Below are 15,602 nucleotides of genomic sequence, written 5' to 3' on the forward strand. Positions count from 1 at the left end.
CTCACCGCCTCCCTTCGCGCATGAGCACCACGAGGACCGCGATGGCGAGCAGGCAGGCGAGACCGAACCCGATTCCCGCGACGAGCCACCACTGGTCCCCGAGCACGTCCTCCGACTGGGGATCGGTGGCCTCGGGTGCGGTCTGTGCATTCGGTCCGGAATCGGAGAATCCGGCGAACTGGCCGTGGAGGTTCATCCCGGCGCATTCGGTGACGAGGGCGCGGATGAGCGGCGAGCTGCCGACGACGGAGTTCGTGTCCGCGACGACGAAGTCCATCTTCACGCTCGTCTCGCCCAGGCTCTCCCCGTCCTCGGACTCTGCGGCGATGTCGAAGGTCACCGTGTAGTCGCCGGGCCGGTTGAAGGCGAAGGCGGCGGTGCCCTGCTGGCCGGTCTCCGCCGTGAGCGGGGTCGATGCGTCGGCGAGGATGTTGCCGGCGCCGCCGTCGAGGATCGCGAAGTCGCCAGGCCCCTCGACCCGCCCGACGGAAAGGGTGACGGTGCCCCCGGCTTCATCGGGAGCGAGCTCCCGGAAGTCCCAGCCGATCCGCGGCACCGAGGTTCCCACGCCGAGCGCGGTGGACCAGATCGTCGTCCCTGCCGGTCCGAGCTCGCCGGTCTCGAAACCGAGCGAGCGCGAGGAGGTCGAGGGGATGACGACGGAGACCGCGGAGTCGAGGGTGCGCGGCTCCGCCCCGCGCAGGTCGGTGAAGCCGCCGGTGAGTCCGTCGTCGGTGCTCGCAGCCCGGATGTCGATCCGGCCGCTGCGCACCTGCTGGGTGCCGGTGGCCTCGACCGGGCACTGCTGGATCAGCGGCGGTGCCTGCTGGATCCGCGTCGCCGGTGTGCTCGGAGTCGGGGACGGGGTCGCCGAGGCGCCCGGGCCTCCTCCGTCTCCCGGAGCTCGCATCCCGCCGTCTCCGGCGCCGTCGCGGGCACGGATCCCGCCCTCGCCCGGGCCGGCGGGCGGTTCCATCCCACGCGCGGGGATCTTGCCGTTGGCGTTGTCCCCCGGGGGCGCGATCCCGTCGGTGGGCCCTTCGCCGTCCCCCGGAGCGGGGATCTCGATGGTCTCGGGGGCACCGTCCTCGCAGTCGACGCTCGTATCGGCGTCGTCTCCGACGGTGAAGCGGAGGATCTCCGGGGTGACCTCGAGCGGTCCTGCATCCGCGTCGTCCTCGTCATAGGCCCGGACACCTGCCGCCACGCAATAGGTGCCGGATTCGGTGAACTGCCAGGACGCGTGGGCATCACGCGAGGGCAGGGCGCGGTAGTTCTGTCCCGAGGGATGGGCAGCGGTGAATCGGCGTTCGGTGTAGCCGTTCGCGTGGAACCACGGCTCGTCCTCGGGCCCAGGGCCCCCGAGAGAGGAGTTGCGGTAGGTCACCGCGCCGTTCTCAGGAGCCTTGTACAGCTCGAATCGGATGCCGGCCCAGACGCCCTCTGCGGGGCCCGAGAGGTCGAGCCCGGGACCGGGGTGGAAGTCTCCGGAGCGGTCCTCGGTCCAGTCGACGTCGACCGAGGCGTCTCCGGGGAAGAACGCGGGTTCCCCGGTCGAGGCGGTCGCCCCGCCGGGCCAGCTCGCCGGATCATTCGCGCAGGTCTCCGTCACGGGTCCCTCGCCGAATGCGAAGGTCAGCACTGTCCGTGCGGTCTCCCCGGTCGGCAGGGTCCCCCCGTGCTCATCGGTCGAGCGGGATTCGAGCGCCACGCACATGATCGGCGCGGTCTCGTCGTCCAGAGGCGGGATCACCTCGGACGGCGGCTCCTCGTCTCCGGGGTCCGGCTCCTCGTTGCCGGGATCCTCGGTGCCCGGGTCGTCCGGGTCCGTCTCGGGGTCGTCGGTGCCGGGCCCCTCGGGAACCTCGCCGCCGATCCCCCGATCCGGCTCGAGATTCCACGTGGTGGAGAAGGCATGATCGACGTCGAATGCCCACCGTTCGTCAGTGTCCTCCGGACCGACGTCGACGAGCGTCGTGTCCGCCCCGCCGTTGATCCGCTCGTCGCTGCCGGTGATCGTGAGCCGACCCCCGGAGATCGCCGTCACGGCGAAGGTGTAGGGCTGATCGAGGCCGGCCGCGGCGGAGCCGTCGTGGGCGAAGTCCACTCCGAGGTCGGCGGCGCTGTAGGCGATGACGTCATCGGGGATCCGGGGATCGTCCTCGGGGTCCGAGGGATCGTCACCGGGCTCCTCGGGTTCGGGAGTCCCGGAATCGTCGGAGGGGATCCTGAACACCGGGCCCTGGGCCTCATCGTCCCCATTGCGGAGGGTGAGGATGGAGCTGCGGTACTTCCCGTCGTTGAGGACGAACCGCGCGTCCTCGGGGAACTCGGCGACCCTGACTTCGGACTTCTCGGCGCCCTCGTCCCCGCCCGGTTCGTCCCCGTCGGGATCGTTCCCGCCCGGCTCGTCCCGGCCGCCCGGCTCGTCGCCGGTCGGTGGTGCGGTCGGATCGGTGCCCTCCGCGGAGGGCTCGGGCTGCGCGCTCGGTCCCGGGGTGAGCGCCTGAACAGGCAGGCCGACGACGGCTCCGGGCAGCACGAGAGCAGCGGCGAGCGCGCCCGTCAGGGCACGGGACAATGATGCGGGGAGGCGAGTCACAGCGCCGGTGCTCACTTTCGAGGGGTATCGAGGGGGTGGGTGGCTCAGCCTTCGAGCCAATCTGGTACGGGTGACTTGAATACTAACAGCAGGCATCGTGCGGGTTGCCGTTGGTGGACACCCGCCCGTCCCGAGCCGCCACCAGCAGGGTCGCATCACCTCGCACCACCCCGCGGGCCGCGTTCTCGACCCCCGTGCGGGACAATCGAGGGACCGTGCCGCCACCGAACCGGAGGACCCCATGGAGACGACACCGATCGGCCGGCTCCCGCTCCACACGATCTCCGAGCGGCTGCCGGAGATCCCCGACGCCACGCTCGTGACCGACCTCATCCGGATGGACCGGACCCGCCGCGCGGTCGTGTTCCGGCTGCTGCCCAAGGACCGGGCGGCCCGGGTGTTCGACCGTCTGGGCCCGGGCATCGGCTCCGAGCTCGTCGCCGACCTCTCCGACGGCCCCGTGCGCGAGGTGTTCTCCGAGCTCGCCCCCGACGACCGCACCGCGATCCTCGACGAGATGCCCGCCGGGGTCGCGAACCGGATCCTCCAGGAGCTGCCCGAGGCGCACCGTGCGGACACCATGCGGCTGCTCGGCTTCCCGAAGGAGTCCGCCGGGCGCCGGATGAGCCCGCTCGACCTCATCCTCCGTGCCGATGCGACGGCCGCCGAGGCGCTCGACACCCTGCGCGACCGTGCCGCGGGCGGCGCGCGCATTACCGATGCCCCCGTCGTCGACGCCACCCGCCGCTACCTCGGGATGATCCCGCTGTCCTCGATCGTCGCGGCCGACCCCGACGCACGCTTGGGCGAGCTCACGCTCGATGACATCTGCGTCCACACGCACGACGACCAGGAGGACGCCGCGAACGCGGTGATGCACTCCTCGGCGGACCTCGTCCCGGTGGTCGATGCGGAGGGCCGCCTCGTCGGCATGCTCACCGAACCCGACGCCCGTGCCGTCCTCCACCTCGAGTCCGACGAGGACGCCGCGCTCGCCGGCGGTTCCGCACCGCTGCGCCGCCCGTACCTCGCGACCTCGGTGATCCGGCTCGCCTCGAAGCGGATCGTGTGGCTGCTCGTCCTCCTCGTCGCCGCCTCGCTCACCGTCGGGGTGCTCGATGCCTTCGAGGAGTCGCTGCAGAGCATGGTCGTGCTCTCCCTCTTCATCCCGCTGCTCATCGGCACCGGCGGCAACACCGGCGCCCAGGCAGTGACGACGGTGGTGCGGGCGCTGTCGACGCACGACATCACCTTCTCCGACTTCTTCCGGGTCGCCTTCACCGAGCTGCGCACCGGCCTGCTGCTCGGCGCCGCCCTCGGCCTGTGCACCCTCGTCCCGGTCACCCTGTTCGCCGGGTTCGAGGTGGCGCTCGTGCTCGCGATCTCGCTCGTCGGGATCTGCGTGCTCGCCGCGACCGCCGGCGCGGTGGTGCCGCTGCTCGCCACCAAGGTCGGGATCGACCCAGCGGTGGTGAGCGCGCCGTTCATCACCACGCTCGTCGACGCGAGCGGGCTGGTCCTCTACTTCCTCGTCGCCCGGGCGATCCTCGGGGTGTAGCGGGCAGCACGGGGGCGGTTCCGGCGGCACCGCCGCACGGGCGGCCACCGGTGCTGCGGCCGCTCGGCCGGCTCACTCCTCGCGCGACTCCGCGGTCTCCCGGTCGTTGGCCTTCTGCAGGGCCTCGTCGAGCTCGTCCTTCGTCATCTCCGAGCGGCCCGGGATGTCGAGCCGCTGCGCGAGCCCGTAGAGGTGCTCCTTGGACGCGTTCGCGTCGACCCCGCCGGCGGCACCCGCGGTGCCGGGGCCGCCGCGCTCGACGCGCTCGTCGGACGGCCCGGCCTCGTCCTTGGGCTCCCAGTGGTCACCGACCTTCTCGTGCGTGTGCTTGACGGCGGCCCAGGCGGTGCGTGCGGCGCGGGATCCGCTGTCGTACTGCTCCGCGGCGGCGTCATAGGCCTCGGCGAAGGTGTCCTGGGCCAACTGATCCGAGCGTTCGAGGGTGGACGGGATCTCGGACTTCTTCGCGTGCCCGTCCTGGTTCGTCTTCGGCATGGCGGCCTCCTCGGGGGGGCTGTGTGAGCGGATCGCGGTGGCTACCATGGTGGCACGCAGCACCAGCCCGCAACAGCCCCTCGGGAGGGCGCATGACGACACCCCCTCCGGCCGGGTCCTCGGGTGCGAGCTCGTGCCCGAGCTGCGGGACGCCTCGGCCGAAGTGCTCGCCGGGCTCGGGATGCCCTGGGCCGAGGTGCGGCAGGCGGACCCGGAACGAATCGGGATTCCGGAAGAGGCGCCGTTCGACCGGATCCTCGTGTCCGCCGGTGCCCGGGACCGGCCCGAGGCACTCATCGCGCAGCTGGCTCCCAGCGGGATCATGGTCATCCCGGTTGCCGCGCCGACCCTGCGGGTGCGGGAGTCGGACGACGGGAGCATCGAGATCACCGAGCACGGCGGGTGCTCCCTCGTCCCGCTCATCTACGACTGATCGACCATCGCCGCGTGCGCGGCCTCTGCGAGTCTCAAGGAGCCTTGAGGTTGCGGATATAGGCTGACGGCGGATGAAGGGAGTCACCCATGACCGCAGACAACGCACCGACACTGCCCGCCGCACCAGAGACCGGGCAGGCGCGGCGCGCACTCGTCACCGGCGCCACCGGGTACATCGGGAGCCAGGTCACCACCGAGCTGCTCGAGCGGGGGTGGACGGTGCGGACCCTGTCGCGTTCGAGGGACAAGGCGCTCACCATGCCGTGGGCGGGCCGGGTCGTCCCGGAGGGACAGGCCGCCGGATCGGGTGAGGTCGAGGTGCACGTCGGCGACGCCGACTCCGGCGAGGATCTCGCCGCAGCACTCACCGGCATCGATGTCGCCTGGTACCTCGTGCACTCAATGGGCACTGGCAAGGGGTTCGCGGAGCACGAGCGGGAGATGGCCCGCACTTTCGCCCGCGCGGCCGAGCAGCAGCGGGTGGGCCGGATCGTGTACCTCGGCGGTCTCCACCCGGAGGGTGAGGAGCTGTCGGAGCACCTCGCCTCCCGCGTGACGGTCGGGGATGTCCTCCTCGACTCCGCCGTGCCGACCGCCGCGCTCCAGGCCGGCGTGGTGCTCGGTGCAGGGTCCGCATCCTTCCAGATGCTGCGTCACCTGTCCGAGCGGTTGCCCGGAGCCGTCGCACCGCAGTGGGTCGAAAACCGGATCACGCCGATCAGCGTGCGCGATGCCGTGCATTACCTCGTCGGTGCCGCGGACCTGCCCGCAGAGGTCGACCGCAGCTTCGACATCGGCGGGCCCGACACCCTGAGCTACGCGGAGATGATGCAGCGGTACGCCGCGGCCGTCGATCTGCCGAAACGGCGCGTCCTCACCGCACCGGTCACCACCCCGAGCCTCGCCTCCCAGTGGATCGGCCTCGTCACCCCTGTGAATGCAGGTCTCGCGGAACCGCTTATCGGCAGCCTCCTCAACGACACCGTGCTCGGGGAGCGCGATCTCGAGGACCTCGTCGGTCGCCCGCCGGGCGGCAACCAGACCTTCGAGGAAGCGGTCCGCACCGCGGTCGCGGACGGAGAGCACGGCGAGGGTCTCGACACGCGCCGCTGGCGCCGGGTGCTCCTGAGCTCGGCGGCGGCCGTCGGTGCATGTGCGGCCGTGGGCACGATCCTCACCGATCCGAGCAACCGCTGGTACCGCTCCCTGCGGAAGCCGGCGTGGCAGCCTCCCGCGGCCGCGTTCCCGATCGTGTGGACGCTGCTCTACGCCGACCTCGCTGTGATCTCGGCCCTCGTCACAGCCGACGACCTCGAGGCCGGGAACCGGAAGGCGGTGCGGAACTCCGCGATCGCGCTCGGAACGAATCTCGTGCTCAACGCGGGCTGGACGGGGCTGTTCTTCCGGGGGAAGAAGCCGGTCCTCTCCACGATCGAGGCCGCTGCTCTTGCGCTGAGCTCGGCCGACCTCGTGCGCCGGGCTGCACGTTCGGCCCCGCAGCGCGGTGTCGTCCTGGCCCCGTACGCGGCATGGACCGGGCTCGCCGTCGCTCTGTCCGCATCGATCGCCCGCCTCAATCGCGGCCGCTGAGTCGGGGCGGGGCTCCTGTCCAGGAGACCACACATGATATCCATGGCCGCCCGCGGCTGGGCGCTGCTCGGCTGCGCGATCGCCGCGGAGGTCACGGCCACCCTGTCGCTCAAGGGCGCGCTCGAAGCCCCGGCACTGTATGCGGTCGTGGTGTTCGGGTACCTCGGCGCGTTCGCCCTGCTCACCGCGGTGCTGCGCACCGGCATGGGCCTTGGGGTGGCGTATGGGATTTGGGCCGCAGCGGGGGTGGCGCTCACCGCCGTCCTGTCGATGGCGGTCTACGGCGAGCCGCTCACTCCCCTCATGGGGGTGGGGATCGCGCTCGTCATCACCGGGGTCCTGTGCGTCGAGCTCGGTTCGCGCACGGGGCCGACCGGTGCGCAGGATCACGGTACCGGGGCCGAGGCGCCCGCCGCCCCGGCAGGGCGCGCACCGGACACCGGCCCGGCCGAAGAGGCTGACCGCTGATGGCCTGGCTGTTCCTCATCGGCGCCATCGTCTGCGAGGTGGGCGGGACGCTCGCGCTGCGCATGGCCGCGGTGGGCCGGCGGGCCTGGTTCGCGGCGGTCGGCGCCGGCTATGTCCTCGCGTTCGGCATGCTCGCCCTCGCCCTCGCCCAGGGGATGGCGCTCGGGGTGGCGTACGGGATCTGGGCGGCCGCGGGGGTGGCGCTCACCGCAGTGCTCGGACGGGTGCTCTTCGCCGAACCCTTCACCTGGGTCATGGGGCTCGGCGTCGTCCTCATCATCGGCGGGGTGCTCCTCATCGAGGTGGGCGGGCACTGAGGCCGGCCGGCGCCTCGGCGGGGTTGCCGATGGGGTCACACGTCGTCGATGAGACCGGCGATCGCGGTCATGATCTCCTCGGTGAGCGCACGGCGCTGCGGGCCGGCCGGCTGCCGTCGCTCCGGTGCCGGGATCGGCTTTCCGAAGCGCATGGTGAAGGTCACCGGGCGCGGGAACTTCTTGTCGACGGGCATGACGCGCTCGGTGCCCATGATGCCGACGGGCACGATGGTGGCCCCGGTGCGGATCGCGAGCTCGGCGGCCCCGGTCTTGCCGGTGCCGATCGCACCGGTGCGGGTGCGGGTCCCCTCGGGGTAGATGCCGAAGATCCGGCCCTGGCGGAGGATCTCCTCGCCCTCCTCGAGAGCCTTGACGGCGTCGGCGGTCGAGCCGCGCTTGACGGGGAAGCTGCCCACGGCCTCGAAGAAGGTGCGGGAGGCGAAGCCCTTGGGGCCGGTGCCGGTGAAGTACTCCTCCTTGGCCATGAAGCTCACCTGCCGAGGTGCGAGCGCGGAGAGGTATACCGAGTCGACGAACGAGCGGTGGTTGCTCGCGATGATCACCGGCCCCGAGCGCGGCACGTTCTCCAGCCCGGTCACCGTGGGTCGGTGGACGAGCCGGATGGAATGGCGAAAGGCGGTGCGCACCGCTTCGTAAGCACGGTCGTACTCGGCGGTAGGAGAGGAGTCTGGGGTGCGCATGGGTCCAGGATAGTCGGCGGATGGCGGGAGTGAGGCGACGTTCCGCTGTGTCTCCGGCGGTCGTCCTGGAGTCTCCGGGGCTCGTGCCTGCGAGGAGCGGGGACGACGACGGCCCCTGATCGCATGTCTGCGAATCAGAGGCCGGTCCGTTCTGTGGAGGTAAGGGGACTCGAACCCCTAACCCCCTGCTTGCAAAGCAGGTGCGCTACCAATTGCGCCATACCCCCGCGGTCCGTCACACGTGATCGGTGTACTGGGACCAGGTCTGATGAGTGCGCTGCCGTCTGCTACGGAATCCGAGGAGAACTCCGGCTGCCGCGGACAGCACTCCCGTCAGGGTCAACCACTTCTTCACAACGTCTCCGTCCGGTCGTGGTTCCGTGGGCCTAAGAGGACTTGAACCTCTGACCTCTTCGTTATCAGCGAAGCGCTCTAACCGCCTGAGCTATAGGCCCGAATCGGGATGAACCGAAAATCAACTATAGCCACAAGTCGACCGGGTGCCAAATCCCGGCTGCCGCCGGTCGCTCCGCATCTCGCTCGCCTCGACTACCCCGGCCATCGCGCTCTTCTCGCCGGCAGCCGTGGCAGCCAACCGGAACTGTGGGGCTTTCGACCGTGTGTGGTGGCATCGATGCCACCACCCTCGACCGAAAGCCCCACTCTCCGCGAGTGGCGGGCAAGCGCGGCTCAAGGATCGATCGAGTGCGGTTCGGCCCTCGAAAGCGCACTGTAATGACTGCGGAACCGCCTGGGCGCCACTGGACTGCCTGCGGAACCGCCCCGGCCACACGGGATTGCCTGGAGAGCGATGCGTCTCCGTCGAGCCCGCTGCCGCACCCTGCCCAGACGTCAATATCCTGCGGTTCCGTTCTCAGGAACCGCAGGATATTGAAGCTTGAGGGAGGGGTCGAGCGGGTCCGCCGGGCGGTCCGGCAGTCGGCCAGTCCGGCAGCCGGCCGCGCCGCGATCAGTCGTCGGTGAGGGTGAGGTGGAAGCCGCCGACGATCGACGAGCCGATGTTGTAGAGGAACGCGAACAGCGTCGACAGCGCCGTCATGAGGACGACGTTGACGAGCGCGAGGATGACGGAGAACGACAGCACGCGACCCAGGCTGAACAGGCCGAGCAGCTGGTCGGCGCCCTCGGTGCCGGCGATCTCCGCGAGCGTCGTCTGCAGCCCCTGGATGGTGCCGGTGGCCTGGAGCACGAGCCACAGCACGAGCGCGGCGACGACGGTCGCGATGCCGATCGCCACGGAGAGCAGGAAGGCCATCTTCATGACCGACCACGGGTCGAGCTTCGCGACGGTGAGCCGCACCGTGCGCGGACCCTTGCGCTTGGACTTCCCGCCCATCTTCACGCCCCCGGAGGAGGCGCGGACCGGGGAGTCGCCGTCGTCGTCGGCCCCGGCGGACAGGGGCGAGCGGGTGGTGCCGGAGGTGCGCGCCGACCCATCGGTCTTCACCGCAGTGGGAGCAGACCCAGTGGGAGCAGACCCGGTCGGAGCCGAGCCGGTCGGAGCGGAGCCCGTGGGCGCGGACCCCGTCGGAGCGGACACGGTCTGCCGGGCGGGTGCAGTGCCGGCAGGAGCGCCCGAGGGGCCACGGTCGCTCGGCACGGCCGGCGCATCGACGCGGGTCGCCGGGCCCGAGGCGCCCTGGGCACCCGCGGGACCGGAGCCGACGGGGGCCCCGCCGCTCGCGCCGGCGCCCTTCGCGGACCCCCCGGCGGACAGCCGGGTCGAGCCGGAGGAGGTGCGGATGACCTTGCCGGGCTTCTGATCGTTGTCGCTCACTGCTGGTCTTCACTTTCGCTCGCGGTCGATGCCGGATCGCTCGGATCGAGCGCATCCACAGCCGCTTCCACGGTTGCCTCGTCGACCGGCGTCTGGGCTTCGTCCTCCACGGCCTGCTCCGGGCCGCGGGTTACGGCAATAATACGGTCGTTCTTGCCAGGCTTGGCAAATACCACGCCCATGGTGTTGCGGCCCTTGGCGGGCACCTCGTCGATCGAGGACCGCACGACCTTCCCGCGCTCCATCACGACGAGCACCTCCTCGCCGTCGGCGACGATGAGCCCGCCGACGAGGTCGCCGCGCTGCTCGGTGATCTTCGCGACCTTGATGCCGTAGCCGCCGCGCCCCTGGATCCGGTATTCGTCGATCGGGGTGCGCTTGGCGAAGCCGGCCTCCGTGACGACGAAGACGTAGGTGTCCTGCGTCATGACGTCCATGGTGAGCAGGGTGTCGTCACCCTTGAACTTCATGCCGGTGACGCCCGAGGTGGCGCGCCCGGTGGCGCGGATCGTCGCGTCGTCGGCCTTGAAGCGGATCGACATGCCCTTGCGGGACACGAGCAGCAGGTGGTCCTCGGCGCTGACGAGCCGGGCGGACACGAGCTCGTCCGGGGTGCCGTCGGCCATCTCCCGGAGGTTGACGGCGATGACGCCGCCGGTCCGGTTCGAGTCGTACTCCGCGAGCCGGGTCTTCTTCACCAGGCCGCTGCGGGTGGCGAGGACGAGGTAGTCCTGCTCCTCGTAGTCGCGGATCGAGAGCACCTGGGCGATCGTCTCCCCGGGCTGCAGGGCGAGCAGGTTCGCCACGTGCTGGCCCTTGGCGTCGCGCGAGCCCTCGGGCAGCTCGTAGGCCTTGGCCCGGTAGACCCGGCCGGTGTTCGTGAAGAACAGCAGCCAGTTGTGGGTCGAGGTGACGAAGAAGTGGTCGACGACGTCGTCCCCGCGCAGCCGGGCGCCGGTGATCCCCTTGCCCCCGCGGTGCTGGGCGCGGTACAGCGCGGACTGGGTGCGCTTGGCGTACCCCCCGCGGGTGATCGTGACGACGACCTCCTCCTCGGGGATGAGGTCCTCCATCGACACGTCGCCGTCGAACCCGGCGAGGATCCGGGTGCGGCGGTCGTCGCCGTAGCGCTCGACGATCTCGTCGAGCTCGGTGGAGACGATCTCGCGCTGCTTCGCGGGTGTCTCGAGGATGTGGTTGTACTCCTTGATCTGCTGCTCGATCTTCGTCGCCTCCTCCTCGATCTTGAGGCGCTCGAGCGCGGCGAGCCGGCGGAGCTGGAGGTCGAGGATCGCGTTCGCCTGGATCTCGTCGACGTCGAGCAGCTCCATCAGCCCGGTGCGCGCCTCGTCCGAGGACGGCGAGCGGCGGATGAGTGCGATGACCTCGTCGAGGGCGTTGAGGGCCTTGAGGTAGCCGCGCAGGATGTGGGCGCGCTCCTCGGCCTTACGCAGGCGGTAGCGGGTGCGGCGCACGATGACGTCGATCTGGTGCTTGACCCACAGGCGCAGGAACGCGTCGAGGCTGAGCGTGCGCGGCACGTTGTCGACGAGCGCGAGCATGTTCGCGGAGAAGTTGTCCTGCAGCTGCGTGTGCTTGTAGAGGTTGTTGAGGACGACCTTGGCCACCGCGTCGCGCTTGAGCACGATGACGAGGCGCTGGCCGGTGCGGCCGGAGGACTCGTCGCGCATGTCGGCGATCCCGGCGACCTTGCCGTCCTTGGCGTAGGAGGCGATCTTCGCAGCCAGCGTGTCCGGGTTGACCATGTAGGGCAGCTCGGTGACGACGAGGCAGGTGCGGCCCTGGATCTCCTCGACCTCGACGACGGCGCGCTGGGTGATCGAGCCGCGTCCGGTGCGGTAGGCGTCCTCGATGCCGCTGCGGCCGAGGATCGTCGCCGCGCCGGGGAAGTCCGGGCCCTTGATGATCCCGAGGAGCGCCTCGAGCGCCTCGGAGTTGGTCGCCTCGGGGTGGGCGAGCAGCCACTGGGCGCCGGCGGCGACCTCGCGGAGGTTGTGCGGCGGGATGTTCGTCGCCATGCCCACCGCGATGCCGGCCGAGCCGTTGACGAGCAGGTTGGGGAACCGGCTCGGCAGGTAGATCGGCTCCTGGTTCTTGCCGTCGTAGTTGTCCTGGAAGTCGACGGTGTCCTCTTCGATGTCCCGGACCATCTCCATGGCCAGCGGCGCCATCTTGCACTCGGTGTACCGCGGCGCGGCCGCGCCGTCGTTGCCCGAGGAGCCGAAGTTGCCCTGGCCGGAGATCAGCGGGTAGCGCATCGCCCACGGCTGCACGAGGCGCACCATCGCATCGTAGATCGCGGTGTCGCCGTGCGGGTGGTACTGGCCCATGACGTCGCCGACCACGCGCGAGCACTTGTTGAACGAGCGCTCGGGGCGGTAGCCGCCGTCGTACATCGCGTAGAGCACACGGCGGTGCACCGGCTTGAGGCCGTCGCGAACGTCGGGCAGCGCGCGCCCGACGATGACGCTCATCGCGTAGTCGAGGTACGAGCGCTGCATCTCGAGGTTGAGATCGACCTGCTCGACGCGGTTGCCCTCGAGCGGGGCGTCGGGATCGATGTGCTGGGTGTTCTCGGTGTCGTCGGCCACGTGCCTGCTTACCTCGTGTTCGTCGCTGATCGGTCTGTATCAGTGAGTATCGGAAATTGACTAGACTCTGGGATATTCCGCCGGGAAGCGGAGAGCGGACCGGGCCTCAGATGTCGAGGAATCGGACGTCCTTCGCGTTCTCCTGGATGAACCGGCGGCGCGATTCGACGTCCTCGCCCATGAGGATGGTGAAGATCTCCTCCGCGCGGGCGGCGTCGTCGAGCGTCACCTGCTTGAGCAGGCGGTGGTCCGGGTTCATCGTCGTGTCCCACAGCTCCGCGTAGTTCATCTCGCCCAGGCCCTTGTACCGCTGGATCGCCATGTCCTTGGGCAGGCGCTTGCCGGCGGCCCGCCCCTCGGTGAGCAGCGCATCGCGCTCCCGGTCGGAGTAGGCGTAGTCGTGCGGGGCGTTGCTCCACTTCAGGCGGTAGAGCGGCGGGGTCGCGAGGTACACGTAGCCGTGCTCCACCAGGGGCTTCATGTAGCGGAAGATCAGGGTGAGGAGCAGGGTCGCGATGTGCTGGCCGTCGACGTCGGCGTCGGCCATGAGCACGATCTTGTGGTACCGGAGCTTGGAGATGTCGAACTCCTCGCCGATCCCGGTGCCGAAGGCGGTGATGAGCGACTGGATCTCCTGGTTGCCGAGCGCCCGGTCGAGCCGGGCCTTCTCGACGTTGAGGATCTTGCCGCGCAGCGGGAGGATCGCCTGGTGGATCGCATCGCGCCCCTGCACGGCCGAACCGCCGGCGGAGTCGCCCTCGACGATGAAGATCTCCGACAGCGAGGGGTCCTTCGACTGGCAGTCGCGGAGCTTGCCCGGCATGCCCGAGGACTCGAGCAGGCCCTTGCGGCGGGTCGCCTCGCGCGCCTTGCGGGCGGCGAGCCGGGCCTGCGAGGCCTGGATCGCCTTGCGCACGACCTCCTTGGCCTGGATGGGGTTCGACTCCATCCAGTGGCCGAGCTCGTCGCGGACGACGCGCTGCACGAAGGTCTTCGCCTCCGAGTTGCCGAGCTTCGTCTTCGTCTGGCCTTCGAACTGGGGTTCCCCGAGCTTGATGCTCAGCACCGCGGTGAGGCCCTCGCGGACGTCCTCGCCGGTGAGGTTGGCGTCCTTCTCCCGCAGCAGCTTCTGGTCGCGGGCATAGTTGTTGAGGAGGCTGGTGAGCGCGGTGCGGAAGCCCTCCTCGTGGGTGCCGCCCTCATGCGTGTTGATGGTGTTGGCGTAGGTGTGGACGGACTCGTTGTAGGAGCTCGTCCACTGCATCGCGACCTCGAGGGCGATCTTCTGCTCGGTGTCCTCGGACTCGAAGGCGATGATCTCCTCGTTGACGAGGTCGGTCTTCTTCGCGGAGTTGAGGTAGGCGACGTAGTCCAGCAGCCCGTTCTCGTAGAGGAAGGTGACCTCGCGCGGCTTCCACTCCGCGGTGTCCTCCGCGTCGAGCTGGACGTCGGCGTCGTCGACCTGCTCGACGCGCTCGTCGCGCAGCGAGATCTTCAGTCCCTTGTTGAGGAACGCCATCTGCTGGAACCGGGCGCGGAGCACCTCGAAGGTGAACTCCGTGGTGTCGAAGATCTCCTCGTCCGGCCAGAAGGTGATCATCGTGCCGGTCCGGTCGGTGGTCTCGCCCTTGACGATCTCGCCGGTCGGCACGCCGCGTCGGTAGTCCTGGCGCCACACGTTGCCGTCGCGGTGGATCTCCGCGTCGAGACGCGCGGACAGGGCGTTGACGACGGAGGAGCCCACGCCGTGCAGACCGCCGGACACCGCGTACCCGCCGCCGCCGAACTTGCCGCCGGCGTGGAGGATGGTGAGGACCACCTGGAGGGTCGGGACGCCCTCGGTGGGGTGGATCGCCACGGGGATCCCGCGGCCGTCGTCGACCACGCGCACGCCGCCGTCGGCGAGGATGGTGATCTCGATGTGGCTGCAGTAGCCGGCGAGCGCCTCGTCGACGGAGTTGTCGACGATCTCGTAGACGAGGTGGTGGAGGCCGCGCTCCGAGGTCGAGCCGATATACATACCGGGCCTCTTGCGCACCGCTTCCAGGCCTTCCAGAACGGTGATGTCACCCGCGTCGTACGGCTGGTTCTCCTCGGGAGCCATGGATCTCCTTGTCATCGGTCGTGAACTCCCTCGATTCTACCCCGGACGGCGCGCGAATCCTGCCCTGAGCGCGCCTGGGCGGGTGCGCATCCGGATTTTCGAGCCGTCCTCCGTACCCCGACTCGTCTCCCAGGGTTCTGAAGCCGTGTGCGCGGTTCTGAGCCGGTGCCGCATCGCACCTCCGCCGAGCTCGGTGCCGGTCCCGCTCAGACTCCGACCGCGACCCGGAGCATCCAGCCGGAACCGGCCGCGCAGGCGAGCACCACGAGCCACATCAGGGTGAGCCAGACAGCACCGGGCACCCGCGTCTCCCGGGCGAGGATCGCGGCATCGCTCCCATGCGTGCGGCCGCGCGCGTGCAGGCGGGTGAGGTTGGCCAGCGCCCGCACCGCCCCGCACACGAGGAACACCCCGAGCCCCACGGCAGCACTCGTCAGCCATGGATCCGGCGCGAAACCCAGGAGACCGAGCAGCACCGCCGCGGTGAGCGGGACGGCGAGCCAGGCGAGGATCCCGCGCATGAAGACGAGCGAGACGGCGAGCACGGCGGCGCACACGAGGAGCGCCGTCGCACCGCGGCCGGCGAGCCCGCTCATCACGAGTGCCGCACCGAGCAGCGCCGGCGCCGGGTAGCCCCAGAAGGTCGTCCACGGGACCGAGGCGGCCCGGCCGTGGGAGGTGGTCAGGCCGGAGTGGTCCGGCGACAGGCGGATCGCCACCGCACGCCTGCCGGTGAGCAGCCCGGCGCACCCGTGCCCGAGCTCGTGGACGATCGTCACGACGATCCCGGTGAGCCGCCACACGGCACCGGGCACGACGAGGAGCAGGGCGAGGGCGAGCGCGGTGCCCACGAGGAGCTGCGGGGAGTCCGGCAGCCCGGTCGGGGTGAGTGCCCGGTCGAGGATGTCGAGGGGTTCCATGC

General features: G+C 70.3%; 12 protein-coding genes and 2 tRNA genes. 5 read left to right on the plus strand and 9 right to left on the minus strand.

What is annotated here, in order from left to right:
- Position 1 precedes the first annotated feature (1 nt).
- A complete protein-coding gene (locus AB0I45_RS04800) occupies positions 2-2,602 on the minus strand; it encodes a hypothetical protein (RefSeq protein WP_360317155.1) in 2,601 nt (866 codons plus the stop codon).
- A 241-nt stretch (positions 2,603-2,843) separates the two neighbouring features.
- Between AB0I45_RS04800 and mgtE the strand changes: the two genes are divergently transcribed.
- The gene (mgtE, locus tag AB0I45_RS04805; protein ID WP_345029034.1) at positions 2,844-4,160 is read left to right on the plus strand and encodes a magnesium transporter; all 1,317 of its coding nucleotides are present in this window, start codon (positions 2,844-2,846) and stop codon (positions 4,158-4,160) included.
- 72 nt (positions 4,161-4,232) lie between these two features.
- Here mgtE and AB0I45_RS04810 read toward each other — a convergent pair whose 3' ends face one another.
- The gene (locus AB0I45_RS04810) at positions 4,233-4,655 is read right to left on the minus strand and encodes a ChaB family protein (RefSeq protein WP_345029037.1); all 423 of its coding nucleotides are present in this window, start codon (positions 4,653-4,655) and stop codon (positions 4,233-4,235) included.
- A gap of 46 nt (positions 4,656-4,701) precedes the next feature.
- Between AB0I45_RS04810 and AB0I45_RS04815 the strand changes: the two genes are divergently transcribed.
- The 4 genes from AB0I45_RS04815 to AB0I45_RS04830 all read left to right on the plus strand — a co-directional run bounded on the left by AB0I45_RS04815 (position 4,702) and on the right by AB0I45_RS04830 (position 7,465).
- Entirely contained in the window at positions 4,702-5,088 is a 387-nt protein-coding gene (locus AB0I45_RS04815) for a hypothetical protein (RefSeq protein WP_345029039.1), read from the plus strand.
- A gap of 89 nt (positions 5,089-5,177) precedes the next feature.
- Positions 5,178-6,680 (plus strand): tryptophan-rich sensory protein, encoded by a 1,503-nt coding sequence (locus AB0I45_RS04820; protein WP_345029041.1) that lies wholly within the window; start codon positions 5,178-5,180, stop codon positions 6,678-6,680.
- Positions 6,681-6,713: 33 nt separating this feature from the next.
- On the plus strand, positions 6,714-7,148 hold the full coding sequence (locus AB0I45_RS04825) for an SMR family transporter (RefSeq protein WP_345029043.1): 435 nt from the start codon (positions 6,714-6,716) through the stop codon (positions 7,146-7,148).
- Complete coding sequence (locus AB0I45_RS04830; RefSeq protein ID WP_295689099.1) at positions 7,148-7,465, plus strand: SMR family transporter; 318 nt, start codon at positions 7,148-7,150, stop codon at positions 7,463-7,465. Before AB0I45_RS04825 ends, AB0I45_RS04830 begins: the two co-directional genes overlap by 1 nt.
- Positions 7,466-7,500: 35 nt before the next feature.
- On the opposite strand, the gene AB0I45_RS04835 is transcribed toward AB0I45_RS04830, so the two are convergent.
- The 7 genes from AB0I45_RS04835 to AB0I45_RS04865 form a co-directional block, all read right to left on the minus strand.
- Positions 7,501-8,166, minus strand: a complete 666-nt coding sequence (locus AB0I45_RS04835; protein ID WP_295689097.1) for a lysophospholipid acyltransferase family protein — start codon at positions 8,164-8,166, stop codon at positions 7,501-7,503.
- A gap of 154 nt (positions 8,167-8,320) precedes the next feature.
- A tRNA-Ala gene (locus AB0I45_RS04840) sits at positions 8,321-8,393 on the minus strand.
- Between the two features lie 154 nt (positions 8,394-8,547).
- Positions 8,548-8,621 (minus strand) — tRNA-Ile (locus AB0I45_RS04845).
- A gap of 515 nt (positions 8,622-9,136) precedes the next feature.
- The gene (locus tag AB0I45_RS04850) at positions 9,137-9,964 is read right to left on the minus strand and encodes a DUF3566 domain-containing protein (protein ID WP_345029052.1); all 828 of its coding nucleotides are present in this window, start codon (positions 9,962-9,964) and stop codon (positions 9,137-9,139) included.
- Positions 9,961-12,576, minus strand: a complete 2,616-nt coding sequence (gyrA, locus tag AB0I45_RS04855; RefSeq protein ID WP_265809772.1) for a DNA gyrase subunit A — start codon at positions 12,574-12,576, stop codon at positions 9,961-9,963. The genes AB0I45_RS04850 and gyrA overlap by 4 nt, the downstream gene beginning before the upstream one ends.
- A gap of 106 nt (positions 12,577-12,682) precedes the next feature.
- The gene (gene gyrB, locus AB0I45_RS04860) at positions 12,683-14,680 is read right to left on the minus strand and encodes a DNA topoisomerase (ATP-hydrolyzing) subunit B (protein WP_345029054.1); all 1,998 of its coding nucleotides are present in this window, start codon (positions 14,678-14,680) and stop codon (positions 12,683-12,685) included.
- Positions 14,681-14,886: 206 nt separating this feature from the next.
- Positions 14,887-15,600, minus strand: coding sequence for a M50 family metallopeptidase (locus tag AB0I45_RS04865; RefSeq protein ID WP_345029056.1), 714 nt, complete (start codon positions 15,598-15,600; stop codon positions 14,887-14,889).
- Positions 15,601-15,602 lie beyond the last annotated feature (2 nt).

It is taken from the genome of Brevibacterium sp. NPDC049920, from assembly GCF_040656435.1.
Classification (GTDB): Bacteria; Actinomycetota; Actinomycetes; order Actinomycetales; family Brevibacteriaceae; genus Brevibacterium; species Brevibacterium pityocampae.